15 protein-coding genes and 1 tRNA gene are annotated in these 16491 nt (G+C 67.8%); 12 read left to right on the top strand and 4 right to left on the bottom strand.

Annotated elements, in window-relative coordinates; genetic code table 11:
* The first annotated feature begins 28 nt into the window (after positions 1-28).
* Genes AAHM44_RS00675 through AAHM44_RS00690 form a run of 4 tightly spaced genes read left to right on the top strand, consistent with a single transcriptional unit; the run spans position 29 to position 3538 of the window.
* Positions 29-1141, top strand: a complete 1113-nt coding sequence (locus AAHM44_RS00675; RefSeq protein ID WP_184163824.1) for an ABC transporter permease — start codon at positions 29-31, stop codon at positions 1139-1141.
* The gene (locus AAHM44_RS00680; RefSeq protein ID WP_269573167.1) at positions 1138-1965 is read left to right on the top strand and encodes an ABC transporter ATP-binding protein; all 828 of its coding nucleotides are present in this window, start codon (positions 1138-1140) and stop codon (positions 1963-1965) included. Before AAHM44_RS00675 ends, AAHM44_RS00680 begins: the two co-directional genes overlap by 4 nt.
* The gene (locus AAHM44_RS00685; RefSeq protein ID WP_269573168.1) at positions 1965-2930 is read left to right on the top strand and encodes an MlaD family protein; all 966 of its coding nucleotides are present in this window, start codon (positions 1965-1967) and stop codon (positions 2928-2930) included. The genes AAHM44_RS00680 and AAHM44_RS00685 overlap by 1 nt, the downstream gene beginning before the upstream one ends.
* Before the next feature lie 8 nt (positions 2931-2938).
* The gene (locus tag AAHM44_RS00690) at positions 2939-3538 is read left to right on the top strand and encodes an ABC-type transport auxiliary lipoprotein family protein (RefSeq protein ID WP_184163816.1); all 600 of its coding nucleotides are present in this window, start codon (positions 2939-2941) and stop codon (positions 3536-3538) included.
* A gap of 61 nt (positions 3539-3599) precedes the next feature.
* Here the strand turns inward: AAHM44_RS00690 and AAHM44_RS00695 are convergent, their stop codons facing one another.
* On the bottom strand, positions 3600-4472 hold the full coding sequence (locus tag AAHM44_RS00695) for a peptidylprolyl isomerase (protein WP_342248661.1): 873 nt from the start codon (positions 4470-4472) through the stop codon (positions 3600-3602).
* 65 nt (positions 4473-4537) lie between these two features.
* On the opposite strand from AAHM44_RS00695, the gene AAHM44_RS00700 reads away from it, so the two are divergent.
* Positions 4538-4628 (top strand) — tRNA-Ser (locus AAHM44_RS00700).
* 81 nt (positions 4629-4709) lie between these two features.
* Here the strand turns inward: AAHM44_RS00700 and AAHM44_RS00705 are convergent.
* The gene (locus AAHM44_RS00705) at positions 4710-5339 is read right to left on the bottom strand and encodes a response regulator (RefSeq protein ID WP_184163811.1); all 630 of its coding nucleotides are present in this window, start codon (positions 5337-5339) and stop codon (positions 4710-4712) included.
* Positions 5336-8374: a sensor histidine kinase gene (locus AAHM44_RS00710; RefSeq protein WP_342248662.1), complete on the bottom strand. Its 3039-nt coding sequence runs from the start codon at positions 8372-8374 to the stop codon at positions 5336-5338. Before AAHM44_RS00710 ends, AAHM44_RS00705 begins: the two co-directional genes overlap by 4 nt.
* A 260-nt stretch (positions 8375-8634) precedes the next feature.
* On the opposite strand from AAHM44_RS00710, the gene AAHM44_RS00715 reads away from it, so the two are divergent.
* The 7 genes from AAHM44_RS00715 (at position 8635) to AAHM44_RS00745 (ending at position 14923) form a co-directional block, all read left to right on the top strand.
* Positions 8635-9354, top strand: a complete 720-nt coding sequence (locus AAHM44_RS00715) for an SDR family NAD(P)-dependent oxidoreductase (protein ID WP_342248663.1) — start codon at positions 8635-8637, stop codon at positions 9352-9354.
* 124 nt (positions 9355-9478) lie between these two features.
* Positions 9479-10303, top strand: a complete 825-nt coding sequence (locus AAHM44_RS00720) for a VOC family protein (protein ID WP_342248664.1) — start codon at positions 9479-9481, stop codon at positions 10301-10303.
* 24 nt (positions 10304-10327) lie between these two features.
* Positions 10328-11689, top strand: a complete 1362-nt coding sequence (locus tag AAHM44_RS00725; RefSeq protein WP_342248665.1) for an 8'-apo-carotenoid 13,14-cleaving dioxygenase — start codon at positions 10328-10330, stop codon at positions 11687-11689.
* A 26-nt stretch (positions 11690-11715) separates the two neighbouring features.
* Complete coding sequence (locus AAHM44_RS00730) at positions 11716-12126, top strand: putative quinol monooxygenase (protein ID WP_342248666.1); 411 nt, start codon at positions 11716-11718, stop codon at positions 12124-12126.
* 25 nt (positions 12127-12151) lie between these two features.
* Positions 12152-12928 carry an alpha/beta fold hydrolase gene (locus AAHM44_RS00735; protein ID WP_269573176.1) on the top strand — a complete coding sequence of 259 codons (777 nt, stop codon included), beginning with the start codon at positions 12152-12154 and terminating at the stop codon, positions 12926-12928.
* 4 nt (positions 12929-12932) lie between these two features.
* A complete protein-coding gene (locus tag AAHM44_RS00740; protein ID WP_342248667.1) occupies positions 12933-13943 on the top strand; it encodes an aldo/keto reductase in 1011 nt (336 codons plus the stop codon).
* Positions 13944-13966: 23 nt separating this feature from the next.
* On the top strand, positions 13967-14923 hold the full coding sequence (locus tag AAHM44_RS00745; RefSeq protein ID WP_342248668.1) for a hypothetical protein: 957 nt from the start codon (positions 13967-13969) through the stop codon (positions 14921-14923).
* Positions 14924-14930: 7 nt separating this feature from the next.
* Here AAHM44_RS00745 and AAHM44_RS00750 read toward each other — a convergent pair whose 3' ends face one another.
* Entirely contained in the window at positions 14931-16484 is a 1554-nt protein-coding gene (locus AAHM44_RS00750) for a carboxylesterase/lipase family protein (protein ID WP_342248669.1), read from the bottom strand.
* Positions 16485-16491: the final 7 nt, after the last annotated feature.

Below are 16491 nucleotides of genomic sequence, written 5' to 3' on the forward strand. Positions count from 1 at the left end.
CAGCCCGAATCGCCGAAAGGTGCGCGCGATGAGCGCCTTGGCCGATTTCGAACGGGTTGATTCCGGCAGCGGCGGCGCAGTCCTCCGCTTTACCGGCAATTTGTCGCTCGCCAGCCTGGGCGACCTGCCCGACCGGCTCGATGCGGTCGAAGGCGATGTCAGCCGCATCGACCTGTCGCAGGTCGAGCGGATCGACACGGTCGGCGCCTGGGTGGTCCACCGCTTCGCACGCGACAAGGAAGCGCCGGTCGAGGGGCTTCAGCCGGCAAGCCAGCATCTGTTCGACCAGGTCGTCGCCGCCGAGCATCCGATCGAGCTGCCGCGCAAGCCGGCCAGCCCGTTCGTCCACCTGCTCTCCGAAGTCGGCGATGCGGTGCTCACCGCCTTCCACACGCTCTACGGCCTGCTCGGCTTCTTCGGCGCGACGCTGATCGCCTTCTGGAACGTCGCCAGGCATCCCAGCCGTTTCCGCTTCAACGCCACCGTCCACCGCTTCGAAGTGGTCGGCGTATCGGCGCTCGGCATCATCGGGCTGATGAGCTTCCTGATCGGCATCGTCATCGCCCAGCAGGGCGCGGTGCAGCTCCGCCAGTTCGGCGCGGAAGTCTATACGATCAACCTGCTCGGCCGCATCACCCTGCGCGAGCTCGGCATCCTGATGACGGCGATCATGGTCGCCGGGCGTTCGGGCTCGGCTTTCGCCGCGCAGATCGGCACGATGAAGCTGACCGAGGAGATCGACGCGATGCGCACGATCGGCGTCTCGCCGATGGAAGCTTTGGTCGTTCCACGCGTGCTGGCGGTGGTGATGATGCTGCCGCTGCTCGGCTTCTATTCGGCGCTGATCGGAATCATCGGCGGCGGGCTGCTCTGCTGGGTGCAGCTCGACATCCCGCCGGTAACCTTTGTCCAGCGTATCCGCGAAGTCGTGCCCCTCACCGATCTCTGGGTCGGGCTGGTCAAGGCGCCGGTATTCGGCGCGATCATCGCGATCGCCGGTTGTTTCCAGGGCATGCAGGTGGAGGCGGATGCCGAACAGGTCGGCCGCCGCACCACCATCGCCGTCGTCCAGGCGATCTTCCTGGTGATCGTGCTCGATGCCTTTTTCGCGGTGTTCTTCACCCAGGTTGGCTGGATATGACCGCGCCCACCCTTCCCCATGACGACGATGTCGTCATCTGCGTCCGCGGGCTGAAGAACTGCTTCGGCGAGCAGGTGGTGCACGAGGATCTCGATCTCGACGTGCGCCGCGGCGAGATCCTCGGCGTGGTCGGCGGCTCGGGCACCGGCAAGTCGGTGCTGATGCGCTCGATCATCGGCCTGCAGACCCCGATCGAAGGCGAGATCCAGGTGTTCGGCGAGAACACGATCGGGCGCGACGAGACCGAGGCAACCGAGATCCGCAAGCGCTGGGGCATATTGTTCCAGGGCGGCGCGCTCTTCTCCACGCTCACCGTGTCGGAGAATGTCCAGGTCCCGCTCAAGGAATATTACCCCAGGCTCGACCAGGCGCTGCTCGAGGAAATCGCCGCCTACAAGGTGGTGATGACCGGCCTGCCCCCCGAGGCCGCGCCCAAATTTCCCGCCGAGCTTTCGGGCGGCATGAAGAAGCGCGCCGGCCTGGCCCGTGCGCTCGCGCTCGATCCCGAGCTGCTGTTCCTCGACGAGCCGACCGCCGGGCTCGACCCGATCGGCGCGGCGGCCTTCGACGAGCTCACCGCCTCGCTCCAGAAGACGCTAGGGCTCACCGTGTTCCTGATCACCCATGACCTCGACACGCTCTATGCGATCTGTGATCGCGTCGCGGTGCTGGCGGACAGGAAGGTCATCGCAGTGGGAACGATTCCCGAGCTGCTCGCCTTGGACCATCCGTGGATCCAGGAATATTTCAACGGACCGCGCGGACGCGCCGCGGTCAGCAGCGTCAAGGCAAATGCCGGGCACGCGACTGAGGACAGGGGCTGATGGAAACGCGTTCGAATCACGTGCTGGTGGGCGCCGTCGTGCTGATCCTGCTCGCGGTGCTGGCCCTGTTCATCGTCTGGCTCGCCCGCCTCTCCGGCGGCAATGAGCGCGAATATGACATCTTCTTCCGCCAGGCGGTCGATGGGCTCAATCCGGGCTCGGCAGTGGCCTTTTCCGGCGTGCCCTCGGGCCAGGTGAAGGCGATCGAGTTCTGGAAGCCCGATCCTCAGCTGGTGCGCGTGCGCATCACCGTGAAGGACGAGGTGCCGATCCTCGAAGGCACCACCGCGACGATCCAGAGCAGCTTCACCGGCCCGAGCACCATCCAGCTCGAAGGCGCGGTAAAGGGTGCGCCCGAGATCAAGTGCCCGCACGAGAACCCCAAGGCGGCCTGCCCGCTCGGCGTGCCGGTGATCCCGACCAAGCCGGGCGGTCTGGGCGCGATCTTCTCCTCGGCGCCGAAGCTGCTCGAGCGGCTGACCACGCTCACCGAGCGGCTGACCGAGCTGATGAGCGACAAGAACCAGGCCTCGATCGCCGGCATCCTGGCGAACACCAATCGCCTGACCGATGCTCTCGCCGATCGCGGACCGGAGATCGCGGCGACGCTGGCCGAGACGCGAGTCGCCATCCAGAAGTTCGGCGTTGCCACCGAGCAGATCGGCCAGCTGGCGCAGACCGCCAATGGCGTCGTCGCCGATGACGTGAAGCCGACGATCGCCAATCTCAACAAGACCATCGCGTCGGCCAAGAAGAGCATGGATGCGCTCGAGGCGATGCTCGGCGACGCTCGGCCGGGCGTGCAGGCCTTCTCCAAGAAGACCGTGCCCGAGATCGGCCAGCTGATCCAGGATCTGCGGATCATGGCACAGTCGCTTTCCTCGGTCTCCGAGAAGCTCGACCAGGGCGGCGCGTCCAGCCTGGTCGGCAGCCCCAAGCTCCCCGACTACAAGCCCAAGAAGTGAGAGACGCGATGAAGAAGCTCGCCCCGCTCCTGCTGGCCGCCCCGCTCGCCGCGATGCTCTCCGGCTGCATCTCGTTCGGCGGCAAGCCGCCCAAGGTGCCGTTCATGACGATCCGCGCCGCCGAGCAGGTCAAGCCCGGCGACGTGCAGACCCCGGCTTCGGGCTCGACGGTCACCGTGCTGTTCCCGGTGGTCCCGCACGAACTCGCGACGACGCGCGTGCCCGTCCATCAGGGCGGCAATGCCGTCGCCTATGTGAAGGATGCGCAGTGGGTGGAGGCGCCGCCGCGCCTGTTTGCCCGGCTGCTCGGCGACACCATCTCGGCGCGCACCGGCCGCCCGGTGCTGAGCTATCGCCAGTCGCAGGTCGATCCGGGGGCTACCCTGTCGGGCGAGTTGCGCAGCTTCGGCGTCGATGCCGATACCAACGAGGCGGTGGTGATCTATGACGCGCTGCTGGTGCAGGGTGACGATGCCACCAAGTTCCAGAAGCGCCGCTTCGAAGCGCGCGCACCGCTAGCCGAAGTGAAGCCCGAGCTGGTCGCCGAGGCGCTCAACAAGGCCGCGAACCAGGTCGCGGTCGAAGTTTCGGACTGGGTGGGCAAGTAACAGCCGCACTCCCTGAACGGATCCCCGGCGCGAGCCGGGGAACGGCCAGCGTATCTCAATCCTATTGCGCCCGCCGCACCGCCGGCAGCGCGTTGCACACGTCCACGCCGCCCATCGGCACGGTGAAGAACGCGCCGTCGCGATTCTCGCGTGCCTTGATCCAGGCGGCGAAGCGCGGGTTATCAGTGCTGCGATACTGGAAATGCGGGCGCTCGTCCTCGGGCAGCTGGCTGGCGAGGCGGACCGAGAGGATCGGCGTGGGCGTCTGGTCCTTGGCATAGACACCCAGTTGCGCGGTGCCGCGCGGCAGGCTGGACAGCCATTGCATGCCCTCGATCACCCGGCCGATGATCGCGATGTTGCGGTCGAGCGGGCGCGGGGCGTGACCGATCACGGTGTAGAGCTCGGCGCCACTGCCGGTCGACGGCGCCAGGTCGCGCGCGACGCCGACCATCGAGTAGCAATGGGTCAGCGAGCTCACCGCGCCGTAATTGGCGAGCGGCCAGCCATCGGCGCTGAGGCCGGTCTTGGCCGCATAGCTGTCCGGCTTGGCGAAGGTGACGCTCTTCACCGCGTCGAAGCCCGGCCATTCATATTCCGCCGGCGGGTTCTCGATCACGCCGGGCGGGAGCGCCGTCTTGTCGTCGCCGCCACCCCATTGGGTCACGTAATTGTCCTGCACCCGGTAGACGCTGGTGGCGTCCCACCAATGCGCCTCGGCGAGCTTGCGGATATTGGCGACGTGCGCGGGGGCGTAGCGCGGGGCGAGGCGGATATAGACCTGGTGGCCGCCCTGCAGCGTCATCACCAGTATCTCGTTGTCGGGAATCGCCTTCCAGTCCTCGGGCGCCGGATCGGCCGGCGACGGCGCGGTCTGGGCAGTTGCGGTCGGAATGGCGGCGAGCGCGGCAAGCGCGAGGAAGGGCTTCAGCATGGCGCAAGACTGCTGCTTGCCTCCGCCCCCGTCAATCGTTAGGGCACGCAACTTCCGGGACATGCGGAGCGGTGGCCGAGTGGTCGAAGGCGCTCGCCTGGAAAGTGAGTATACGGCAAAACCGTATCGAGGGTTCGAATCCCTCCCGCTCCGCCATTATTCCAATAATATCAATTACTTAAATTGTACTCGCGGGCCGCCAGGACCGGGTTCCTGCCGCGCGCGGCCTCTATCATTTCACAAGGCGATGATGCCGCGCCGCAAGGCGACGGTAACCGCCTGGGTGCGGTCGTTGACGTCGAGCTTGGAATAAACGCTGCGCAGATGCGCTTTCACCGTTTCTTCGGACAGGGACAGTTCCCAGGCGATCACCTTGTTCGGCTTGCCGGCCGCCACGTGCTGGAGGATCGCCACCTCGCGAACGCTGAGCGGCTCTTCGGCCGAATGGATGGCGATCTGCTGCGCCAGCGCGGCGGGGACGTAGCGCCCGCCGGCGTGGACGATGCGGATCGTCTCGAGCAATTCCTTGCGGAGCGAGCTCTTCAGCAGATAACCGCACGCGCCGGCCTTGAGCGCGCGCACCGCCTGGACGTCGCCGTCATAGGTGGTGAGCACGACGATGCGCGCCGCGGGGGCCTGCGCCCGGATCTCGGCGATCGCCTGCATGCCGCTGCGCACCGGCATCTGGAGGTCCATCAGCGTGACGTCCGGGCGCAGATTCTGGAACGCATCGACAGCCTCGACGCCATTGGTCGCCTCGCCGACCAGGACCATGTCCGGCTCGGGCGCGAGGATGGCGGCGATGCCGTCACGGAACACCGCATGATCGTCAACCGCCAGCACACGGATGGGATTGCCCGCGGTCACGCGTCCCGCACTCCTCCGAGGATCGCCTGCAGCCAGCCGGCAACACGGCGTCGCCCGGCATAAGCGGCGCGCGCGGGCACGCGCAGCACGACCTCCGTCCCGTCGCCTTTCCTGCCCACGATATCGAGCCTCCCACCGATCCGGCTAGCACGCTCGCGCATGCCGATCAGGCCATAATGCCCCGAACGGCTGCCCGCGGCGAGTATCTCTTCGGGAATGCCGGCACCCGTATCGCGGATACTCAGGACGAACTGCCGGTGGCCATATTCCAGTCCGACCGAGATCGATTGCGCCGCCGCATGGTGCAGGGCGTTGCGGAGCGCCTCCTCGACGATGCGCAGCGCCTCGGTGGTCACCAGCGCACGCAGCGGACGCTGCCCACCACTGACCGACAGGCGGATCCGCGGACCGTCCCCCTCGGCCATCGTCTCCACCAGCGCATCGATCTTGTGCCCGAGTTCTCCCGCTTCCGGCACACAGCGCAAGTCACGCACCCGCTCGCGCCCCTCGATCACCACAGCATCGGCGCTGTCCAGCGCGCGGTCGAGCGATTGCCGGGTGACGGGATCGGTGATCCGGTCGGCCACCACCTGGAAGCGCATCATCAGCCCCTGGATGCCCTGGAGCAGCGTGTCGTGCAGCTCCCGGGCGATGCGCTCGCGCTCGGCCATCCGGTCCGCCATGCGCAGCTGGATGCGGTTGGCGACGGCACGCAGGCGCAGCGCGTAAGCGAGCCAGAGCAGGCCGAGCAGAAGGATCGCGCAGAGCAGCTTGAACGGCCAGCCCTGCACGAAGGTCGGCTTGATGACGATGTCGAGCGTCGCGCCCGGATCGCTCCAGTCCTGCCGATTGTCCGAGGCGATGACACGGAAGCGATACGAACCCGGGCCGAGATTGGCGTAGGACGCCAGGCGACGGCTGCCGGCATCGACCCAGTCGGCATCGACACCCTCCAGGCGATAGCGGAACCGCAGCCGCTCGGGATGGGCGTAGGAGAGCGCGGTATAGTCGATATCGAAGGCATGGGTCCCCGGCGAAAGGACCAGCGCGGCCGGATCGCGATGGACGGCGCCAGCACTCGTCAGCGCCCGGATCGTGACGGGCGGGCGGACCGCCCTTCGCAGAAGCTGGGCCGGATCGATGAACGCGACGCCATTATTGTTGAGCTGCCACACCCGGCCGTCAGCCCCGAACGCCATTTGGGGACCGGCAAAGGCAAGGTTCTGGGAAATCCGGACACCGTCCCGCAGGTCGAGCGCAACACGCTCCAGCGCTGCGCCCGGATTGTCAAAGGCGTGCTCGAGATCCCGGGTGGAGACCCTGGAGATGACGTCGCGACGCATCAGCCATGTGTCGCCCGCCGGCGTCTGCAGCAGATCCCGCAGCTGCGCGGCCCAGGGCACGCGCCGCCAGTCCAGGCGATCGATCCTGTTTCCGCGTATCCGCAACAGGCCGTTGCTTCCGCTCAGGAACAGGGCATCAAGGCCAGCCGACAAATGGGTGATCACCCCGGGGTCATGCTTGCCAAGCGGCGTGATGCTGACCTTTTCGCCAATCACCTGCACCAGCTCCTTGCCGGTCGTATAGGCTAGGTCCCCGGCCGCGGTGATCACGAGATCCGCGGATTGCGGCTTGGGGAGCTGCCGCCCCGGCACGTGCCAACCGCGCGCATCATGCCATCTGAGTTCATTCCTGACGGTCCCGACCCAGAGGCGGCCGAAGCGATCCTCGGCACAGACGGAAGTCAGACCCTCGTCCATGGGCCGGGGGATCGCGACCTGGCGCCCCTGCTGGAGCCGGACGATCCGCGTCCCGTAGATCAGCCAGAGCCCCTTGCCGTGCGCCGGGCATTGCCCGTCCGGCCAATCGTTCAGAAGCTTGCGCGGCTGGCCGGTCGAAAGCTGGAACACCCCCTGGTCGGAGCTGACATAGACTTCCGAACCGCTCTGGCTCATGGCGAGGCCGTAGGAAAAATTGCCCGTGACGAACGGCTCGCGCACCGCGGTGGCGCGCCGAAACCGGTCGAGCCCCAATTGCGTGGCAACCCATATGTTGCCGTCGCGATCGATGAAGAGATCGGCGATGCTTTCCGAGGTCAGCCCGTCGGCGACCGAGAACAGCCCGGGTTGATCGCTGGCACCGCGCCCGGCTTGCGCCACGCCGGGCGCATAATAGACGCCCTTGCGCAGCGCCAGGCCCCACAGGCCGCCATCGACGCCGAAGGCCCGCAATATCGGCGGCGCGGTCGCGGCTTGCCGCAGGCCGGGCGGGTGATCGAGCAGTTTGCCGTCCCGCCCGGCCAGCATCACCAGGCGCTTGCCGGGGACCCATAACCGGCCCCATCGATCCGTAAAGCAGCGGGATCCGGTAAGCGGAAAGCCACTGGCCTGAAACCGCGTCGCGCCGGGGCGGAGAAACAGGAGGATCGATCTCCGGGTATCGGAGCGGGTGATCCACATCGTTCCGTCCGCCGTTACGCACGGCTCGCTCAGATAGCCGTCCGCTACCCCGTACCGCGCCTCGGCATTCTCCCAGCGGCCGTTGGCGAACCGGAACAGCCGCTCACTGGCGAAGTTGCGATAGCCGGCCACCGCCCAGATCGCTCCGTCCGGGGTTTGCGCCAGATAGCTGATCGTCGCCGGCGGGCTGGGCATCGGCACATGGCGGAGTTTGCCGCCACGATAGACCGCAACGCCGGCACTCTGGCCATAGCCGACCCATAGTTCCCCCGAGCGAGTCACCAGCAGCGGCCCGGCGGAGGCACGTTCCAGGGGCGAGCCCATCTCCACCGGGATCCGCTCGAAGGTGAGTCCGTCGAAGCGAAACAGGCCCTCGGCGGCGGATATCCATATCCAGCCATCCGGCGTCTGCGCGATCCGGGCCATGCCGGCAGGCGCGCCTTCATAGGTCATCCAGCGATCGTGCCGGAATTGCTCGAGACGGGGTGGAATTTCCTGTCCGGCGGCAGGGACGGCACCGAAGGCCGCAACCGCGAGAAGCGCGGCGAGCAATCCCCGGCAAGCGGCAATCAGCATGCGCACCGGCGTTCCCCCCTCGCCTTCGTCATCCAGGCCTGTCGCGGCATGCCGAGCCTGTCGGCACCAAAGGGCGTAGCAGCTTTTCCCCCGTTTGAGGATCAGCCCCGGGAAGCGGCCATTTCGCGCCGTGCCCGGGTCCCTCGCCCCGTTCCGGCTTCCCTCGAAAGTGTGGCTGCGGGCTACCCCGTACGACATCGAAGCGCGGCGCCGGATCCGCCAGACAGCGATCAACACATCGTCGAGCGGGAGCGATCGCCATGCGGCTTACAGGGAAAGTTGCCCTCGTCACCGGCACCGCCAGCGGCATCGGCCAAGCCATATCCGACCTGTTCGTTCGCGAAGGCGCCGTGGTGTTCGCCGCCGATATCGCGCCGCCGGCCCGGCCTTATCTGGACGGGGTCACGCCATTGACGCTCGACGTGACGAGCGAAGCCGACTGGACCCGCGCGGTGGACCGGGTGGTCGAACAGGCGGGCGGGCTGGACATACTGGTCAACAATGCCGGGATCATCGCGTACGAGCCGCTCCACGCACTCGGCCTGGAAGCCTGGCTCAGGATGATCGCGGTCGACCAGACCGGCGTGTTCCTGGGCATGCGCGAAGCGGTGCGGGTGATGCGGCTGCAACAGGCGGGCGCCATCGTGAACGTCGCATCGATCTGGGGCAGTGCGGCGGTTGCCGGCGCACACAGCTATCACGCCGCCAAGGGCACGGTGCTCCAGATGACCAGGAACGCAGCGATCACCTATGTCGGCGACGGCATTCGCGTGAACGCGGTGCTGCCGGGCTTCATCCGCACGCCGCTCACCGATGCACAGGACGCAGCGCTCAACGAGGCGGTGATCGACGCGACGCCGATGCGGCGCGGCGGCCAGCCGAGCGAGGTCGCCTATGGCTGCCTGTACCTGGCCAGCGACGAGGCCAGCTACGTCACCGGCACCGAGCTCGCGATCGACGGCGGATATCTGGCGCAATGAACGCCAGGCAGGAACGGCGCGCCCCCGGACAACCCTTCCCCCATGGCGGAGCGCCGTTCCACGCGATTTCACCTGAAGCGGCCGGCGCAGGACCGGCGATGACATCGAACGAAGGAGACAGACGATGACCGACGAGATGGGACGCTCCGGAATCGATCGGCGCGAGCTGCTGCAGACGGGTGGCGGCGCCGCGATGGCGGGCTTGCTGGCAACCGGCGGGATCGTGCCCGCCAGCGCCGAAGAAGCGGGCGCCAGTGCGCTCGGGATGCGGCTGCAGGGCGTCCAGCATTTCGGGTTGACGGTCCAGAACATGGAACGCGCCTTCACCTTCTACACCGAGGTTCTCGGTGGCACCGAAGTGATGCGCGACGGCGATTTCCAGGGCGAGCGCATCCACAACACGCTGCTGACCGACCAGGAGATCGAGGCCCGGGTGCGCGGCGTCAATCCGCGGACGATGGGCGTGCCCGATCTCAAAGGCGGTTCCCAGCGGCTCGACGTGCGCTTCATCCAGTTCGACAATGTCGTGCTCGAGCTGCTGCAATATCGCGACGCCGACCAGCCGCTGGGCGGACCGCGCAGCTTTGCCGAGCCGCTCGACCATATGAGCCCGGCCTTTCCGCGGATGATGCACATCTGCTTCCACATCCGCGACGATGTCGACTTCAACCAGTTCATCCATGACCTGGAAGCGGAATCGACCCGACGCGGCATGGCCCAGGTCCGCGCCAATCGCGTGCTGACCGTCACCACCGAGGCCCAGCGCCAGGCAGCGCCGCTGCAGGCCAATTCCAATCCGATCACCGAAGGCAAGTCGAACGGCTGGCGGCTGATCTACTGCAAGGGGCCGGAGGGCGAGCAGCTCGAGTTCGTCCAGGCGCTCGGCCCGGTCAAGCAGGTCTTCGACAACGCCCGCGCCGCGCGGCAGCGCCTGGTGGCGCGCCCCTAATCCTCCATCGCGAAGGATCAGCCCATGTTCGGTTCGCTACTCGGGCGCCGCCCCGCCACCGCGCAGGACACGCCCTACATCACCGGCGTCAACACCCCGATGCGCGAGGAGCTGACGATCGAGGACCTCCAGGTCTTCGGCACAATTCCGCTGGCTCTCCGTGGGCGTTACCTGCGCATGGGCCCCAATCCGATGTACCCCAATCCGGGCAAGCATCACTGGTTCGCCGGCGACGGCATGATCCATGGCATCCGCATCGAGGATGGACGGGCGCTCTGGTACCGCAATCGCTGGATCCGCTCTAACGCGGTGAGCGACGCGCTCGGCGAGGAACGGACACCGGGCCCGCGGCATCTGTTCGACACGGTCAACACCAATGTGATCGGCTATGGCGGCGAGACCTTCGGGCTGATCGAGGCGGGCAGCACGCCGGTGGTGATCGGAAAGACGCTGGAGACCGAGCGCTACACCGATTTCGCCGGCACGCTGCACGGCGGGCTCAGCGCGCATCCGCATGTCGACCCGCTGACCGGCGAGATGCTCGCGGTCAGCTACGACGCGGCGAAATGGAGCGCGATCCGCTACCTGGCGATCGGCCCCGAGGGCGAGGTACGGCGCGAAGTGAAGGTGCCCGTGCGCCACGGCCCGATGATCCACGACTTCGCCTTTACCGGCCGGTTCGCGATCCTGTTCGACCTGCCCGTCACTTTCTCGCTCACCGCGGCGATCGCGGGTTATCAATTCCCCTATCGCTGGAATGCCGGACACAAGCCGCGCATCGGTCTGCTGCCGCGCGACGGCGATGCCGGCGACGTGATCTGGTGCCCGGTCGATCCCTGCTTCGTCTTCCACGCCGTCAACGCGCATGACTCGGCCGACGGCAACGTGGTCCTCGACCTCGTCGTCCATGACCGGATGTTCTGGCGGCGAACCTCGGGGCCCGATTCCGAGCATTGCAGCCTGGAGCGCTGGACGCTCGATCCGGTTGCGCGAGCGGTCCGGCGCACCACGCTCGATCCGGCACCGCAGGAGTTCCCACGCTGCGACGAGCGACGGCTCGGCCAGACCTATCGCTATGCCTATACCATGGCGATGGTCGATCCGTTCCTCGGCACCGGCCTGTTCAAGCACGACCTCGCCACCGGCACGCGCCAGGCGCACGACTTCGGTCCGGACCGTCACCCCTGCGAATTCATCTTCGTGCCGGCGCACGCCGATGCCGGAGAGGATGAAGGCTGGCTGATGGGCTTCGTGATCGACGCGGCCGCCGGGACCACCGACCTGGCGATCCTCGATGCCCGGGATTTCGAGGCACCGCCCCTCGCCCGCATCCGCGTGCCGCACATCGTCCCGCCCGGCTTCCACGGCAATTGGATCGCCGACTGACCCCGTTCTTCCAGAGGAGATGCAAGATGCGCCTTTCCACCCGCTTCGTGCTCGCCATGCTGATCAGTACGGCAGCGCCTGCCGCACCGGCGCTGGCACAGGATCACGCCGGCATTCGCTATGCCGAAATCCCCGCCACCGCCTATGCCGTGGTCGCCGAGATCCAGGCCAGGCCCGGCAAGGAGGACGCGCTGCGCCAGGCGACGTTGCCGCTCGTCGCCAAGGTCCGCGCCGAACCCAACAACCTGCTCTATTTCCTCCAGGAGGATCGCGAGCGGCCCGGCCATTTCATCTTCTACGAGATCTTCGCCACGCAGGCGGATTTCGAAGCGCACAACCGCACGCCGCACGTCCAGGCCTGGTTCGCGCGCCTGCCCGAGCTCGCCGACGGCCCGATCAAGGCCATGCGGATGCAGATCCTCAACAACCGCCCCTGACCCCCCCGAAATAGGAGATACCCAGATGAACAAGGCCATTGCCGCGCTCGCGTCCGCGAGCCTCGCCACCAGCGCCGCACCCGCCCTTGCCGGCGATGATGCCGGACACCCGACCATCGTCCTCATCCACGGCGCCTTCGTCGACGGGTCGGGCTGGGCGGGCGTGTACAATATCCTGCGCAAGGACGGCTATGAGGTGGTCGTTCTGCAGAACCCGACCACCTCGCTCGAGGACGATGTCGCGGCCACCCGGCGCGCGCTCGCGACGATCAAGGGCAAGGTGGTGCTGGTCGGCCATAGCTATGGCGGGGTGATCATCACCGAAGCCGGATCGGATCCCAAGGTCACCGCGCTCGTCTATGTCGCCGCCTTCGCGCCGGACCAGGGAGAGTCGGTTTCCTCGATCGTCGCCAGCGCCCCGCCGGGCGCACCCCCGCTGCCGATCATCCCGAGTCCCGACGGCACGCTGACGCTCGACAAGGCGCAATTCCCCGCGCTCTTCGCCGGCGATGTGGCGCCGGAGACGGCACGGTTCATGGCGGATTCGCAGCAGCCCTGGGGTGCGAAGGCGCTGGAGGGCAAGATCACCGTGCCGGCCTGGAAGAGCAGGCCGAGCTGGTTCGTCGTGCCGAAGGACGATCACATCATCCCGCCCGCCGGCCAGCGCGGCATGGCGCAGCGCGCCCGGGCGACGCTCCGTGAAGTCTCCGGCAGCCATGCGGTCTTCGTGTCGAAGCCCGAGGCAGTCGCCGCGGTGATCGAGGAAGCGGCGCAGGGCGGCGCGGCCAAGCGAGGGCAATGAAGCCATGGCACTCCATGACATCATCGGCAGCAGGCTCGGCTTCGGCGCGGCGCCGCTCGGCAACATGTTCCGTGACATCCCCGAAGACGAGGCGCTAGCCACCGTCGAGGCGGCGTGGAACGACGGGATACGCTATTACGACAACGCCCCCTTCTACGGCGCCGGCCTGGCCGAGCTCCGCATGGGCGCGGCGCTGCAGGGCAAGCCGCGCGATCGCTATGTGATCAGCACCAAGGTCGGGCGCGTCGTGCTCGAAGCGCTGGAAGACGGCCCGCGCGACAATGGCGAGAAAGGCGCCGTCTTCGCGCATGGCCGCCCGAACAAGGTGATCAACGACTATTCGGCCGACGCCACGCTCCGCTCGATCGAGGACAGCCTGAAGCGCCTGCGGACCGACCGCATCGACATCGTCTGGGTGCACGACATCGCCCAGGACTTTTACGGCGACGATTGGCTGGCGATGTTCGAGACCGCGCGGACCGGTGCGTTCAGGGTGCTTGACCGGCTGCGCGACGAGGGCGTGATCAGGGCCTGGGGCCTGGGCGTCAATCGCGTCGAGCCGATCGAGCTGCTGCTCGATCTCGACGGCCCCCGCCCCGACGGCTCGCTGCTCGCCGGCCGCTACACGTTGCTCGACCATGGCCGCGCGCTGCAGCGCCTGATGCCCAGGGTGGCGGAGCGCGGGCTCGGCATCGTTGTCGGCGGGCCGTACAGCTCCGGCGCGCTCGTCGGCGGCCCGAATTTCGAATATGCCCCGGCCACGCCCGCCATCCTCGACAAGGTGGCGCGGATCAAGGCGCTCGCCGACCGGTACGGCATCAGCGTGAAGGCGGCCGGGCTGCAGTTCGCGCTCGCCAATCCCGCCGTCGCCGCGGTGATCCCGGGCGCCAGTCGCCCCGGCCGGATCGCCGAGGACCGCGCCGCGCTCGAGGAAAGCATCCCCGCCGATTTCTGGCGCGATCTGCGCGCGGCCGGGCTGGTCGATCCCGCTGCACCGCTGCCTATCCCGGCCTGAAATCCACCCATCGGAGTCGATCGATGCCCTTGCTGACGCTTGCCCTTGCGCTATCGGCGCCTTCCGCCAGCTTCGATGCCCAGGCGCGCGCCGCCTGCGCGGCCCCCGCCGGCACCCGCCCGCAGCTGCAGGGGATCGAGGTCGAGGGGATCGCCGCGCGCGGCGGCGACCTCCCCTATCTGCGCATCACCGATCGCGAGAGCGGCGGCCGCATGAACGCCTATTACGATCCCGCCGCGCAACCGGCTGCCTGGGCGCGGGCGGCTTGCCTGGGCGCGCAGATCCGGTTGCTCCATGCCGAGACCGGCAGGGTCTGGCGCAATGCCCACTGGTCCTCCGTGGTCTTCACCCCGAGCGCCGACTATATCCCGCCCCGCGATACCTCCGAGAAGCGCTGGGCGATCGCCACCGCGCCGGACGGCACGCTTACCCCCGCCGGGCAGAAGATGGCGGTCGTGGTCATGCCGCATGAGCAGGTCCATGCCTTTCAGCAGCGCGCCGGCGCGGACGCGCCGCGCTGGTTCCATGAGGGGCACGCCGTATGGATCAGCCGCAAGGTCGTCGCGGTCCTGGCGCCCGCCGAAGCCCGCGCGGACGCGCTCGAGGGCGCCCGCGCGCTCCAGGTTTCGACCGAGCCGGTAGCGCTTGCCCGCTGGGGCGGCATGCAGGTGAAGCCCGAGGCGATCCTGCGCCAGGTGAGCGCCGAGGAGCGGGAGAAGATCAAGGCGAACCCGCATTATGCGCCCGCCGGCCCGTTCAACTTCAAGCCGGACGACATGGTCAGCGACGAAAGCAACACCGCCGCACGCTATGAAGCGGCATGGCGTGTCTTCGCCAGCCTGGAGGCGGCCCATGGCACGTCGCGGGTCGGGGCCTGGGTGCGCGACCTCACGGCGACGGCGGGACCGGTGGCACCCAAGCGGATACTGGAGACCGGGCGGCTGGCGTTCCAGCAGGACCTCGCCTCCCGTCTCCAATAGCAGCGGCTCAGCGACTGCCGGACAGCTCCTCGGCAACGTCGAGCCGCGCCGCGAAGGGATCGCGGGTCATCCGCGCCTGGCCGTCCGTCGCCAGGTCCATCAGCACCTTGTCCCCCGCCCGGAACGGTGCCCATGCCGAACGGCCCGCTCCGTTGGGATTCCCGGTCCGCGCGAAATTCTCGACATAGGCGTGGAAGGCATCCGAAAGCTGCACGTCGCGCGGGGCCAGCTTGTCGCCGTAACGCGCCGCCACCGTGCCGAACATGTAGGGCACGTCGCTGGCATGGCGTGCGCCCGGCGAGGGCAGCAGCGACTGGGCGACATAGGAGAAGCGGTAGAACCAGACCGGCTGGCCGGTCCGTGCGACCGAAGTCGCGATGAAGCGCGACGGCTCGAGGAAGGCGCGGTCGCGGGCCATTGCACGGCGGACGACATCGGCATCGAGCCTGCCGTCGGGATCATAGGCGGCCCGCGCTGCGGCCTGTTCCGCGCCGAAAGCAGCGAACAGCGCGTCCTTGTCTCCCGGGCGGGCGCCGATCGGGGCGTCGTCGGAGGTCGCGCCGACGATCAGCGGCACTTTCGCCTGCTTGCCGGAGCGGAAGATGTCCTCGGTGGCGCCGGTGATGATCGTGCCGTCGATCATGCCGCCGCCGACATAGGTGTCGCCGCCCGGCACCTTGCCGATCGCCATGAACACGCCCTCCGACACCGTCGCCGCCGGCAAGGCCCGCAGCTGCGCCAACGCCGCCGGGCCCGAGGCGGAAATGCCTGCGCTACGGGCGAAATTCTCGCCGAAGCGCTCGGCCTCGGGCAGCGTCTTGGGGGCGAGCAGATTGCGGCCTCCGCCGGACATCACCACCGCGCGGGCGAACAGCCCCCTGGCCGCGGGCGAGCCCATCAGGGTGAGGATCGAGATGCCGCCGGCCGATTCACCGACCACGGTTACCTGCCTGGGATCGCCGTCGAATTTGGCGATATTGGCCTGCACCCATTTGAGCGCGGCGATCTGGTCCATGAAGCCGAAATTGCCGGTCGGCCCCTCCTTGGCCTGGGTCAGGGCCGGGTGGGCGAAGAAGCCGAAGCGGCCGAGGCGGTAGTTCAACGTAACGGTCACGATGCCGTTGTTGGCAAAGGTTGTGCCGTCGAAGATCTTCGAAGCGCTGCCGCCGTTCATCAGGCCGCCGCCATGGATCCAGACCACCACCGGACGAAGCCGGGCCGAAACAGACACAGGCTTCCAAACGTTCAAAAACAGACAGTCTTCGGACGCGGAAGTTGACTGCGGCTCGTCCATCGGGATCATCTGCTGCATGCAGACGGGCGCGAAATCCTTGGTTTCCCTCACCGTGGTCCAGGGCGAAACCGGCTGCGGGGCACGCCAGCGAAGATCCGCGACCGGAGCGGTCGCATAGGGAATGCCGCGGAACGCAATCACCGCGCCCTCCACACTGCCCTCGATCGGACCCGAGGCGATGGTGACGCGCGCCGGATCGTTCGGCGCGGCGGCCGCCGACAACGCTGCCATGAGCGGGAGCGCGAGAAGGCGCAGGGACTTGGTCATCTTCGGC

The sequence above is a fragment of the Sphingomonas sp. OTU376 genome (assembly GCF_038440415.1).
GTDB lineage: Bacteria > Pseudomonadota > Alphaproteobacteria > Sphingomonadales > Sphingomonadaceae > Sphingomonas > Sphingomonas kyeonggiensis_A.

Coding starts and splice junctions, on each gene's coding strand:
- AAHM44_RS00675 (WP_184163824.1), top strand. CDS start 29: ATGAGCGCCTTGGCCGATTTCGAACGGGTTGATTCCGGCAGCGGCGGC.
- AAHM44_RS00680 (WP_269573167.1), top strand. CDS start 1,138: ATGACCGCGCCCACCCTTCCCCATGACGACGATGTCGTCATCTGCGTC.
- AAHM44_RS00685 (WP_269573168.1), top strand. CDS start 1,965: ATGGAAACGCGTTCGAATCACGTGCTGGTGGGCGCCGTCGTGCTGATC.
- AAHM44_RS00690 (WP_184163816.1), top strand. CDS start 2,939: ATGAAGAAGCTCGCCCCGCTCCTGCTGGCCGCCCCGCTCGCCGCGATG.
- AAHM44_RS00695 (WP_342248661.1), bottom strand. CDS start 4,472: ATGCTGAAGCCCTTCCTCGCGCTTGCCGCGCTCGCCGCCATTCCGACC.
- AAHM44_RS00710 (WP_342248662.1), bottom strand. CDS start 8,374: ATGCTGATTGCCGCTTGCCGGGGATTGCTCGCCGCGCTTCTCGCGGTT.
- AAHM44_RS00715 (WP_342248663.1), top strand. CDS start 8,635: ATGCGGCTTACAGGGAAAGTTGCCCTCGTCACCGGCACCGCCAGCGGC.
- AAHM44_RS00720 (WP_342248664.1), top strand. CDS start 9,479: ATGACCGACGAGATGGGACGCTCCGGAATCGATCGGCGCGAGCTGCTG.
- AAHM44_RS00725 (WP_342248665.1), top strand. CDS start 10,328: ATGTTCGGTTCGCTACTCGGGCGCCGCCCCGCCACCGCGCAGGACACG.
- AAHM44_RS00730 (WP_342248666.1), top strand. CDS start 11,716: ATGCGCCTTTCCACCCGCTTCGTGCTCGCCATGCTGATCAGTACGGCA.
- AAHM44_RS00735 (WP_269573176.1), top strand. CDS start 12,152: ATGAACAAGGCCATTGCCGCGCTCGCGTCCGCGAGCCTCGCCACCAGC.
- AAHM44_RS00740 (WP_342248667.1), top strand. CDS start 12,933: ATGGCACTCCATGACATCATCGGCAGCAGGCTCGGCTTCGGCGCGGCG.
- AAHM44_RS00745 (WP_342248668.1), top strand. CDS start 13,967: ATGCCCTTGCTGACGCTTGCCCTTGCGCTATCGGCGCCTTCCGCCAGC.
- AAHM44_RS00750 (WP_342248669.1), bottom strand. CDS start 16,484: ATGACCAAGTCCCTGCGCCTTCTCGCGCTCCCGCTCATGGCAGCGTTG.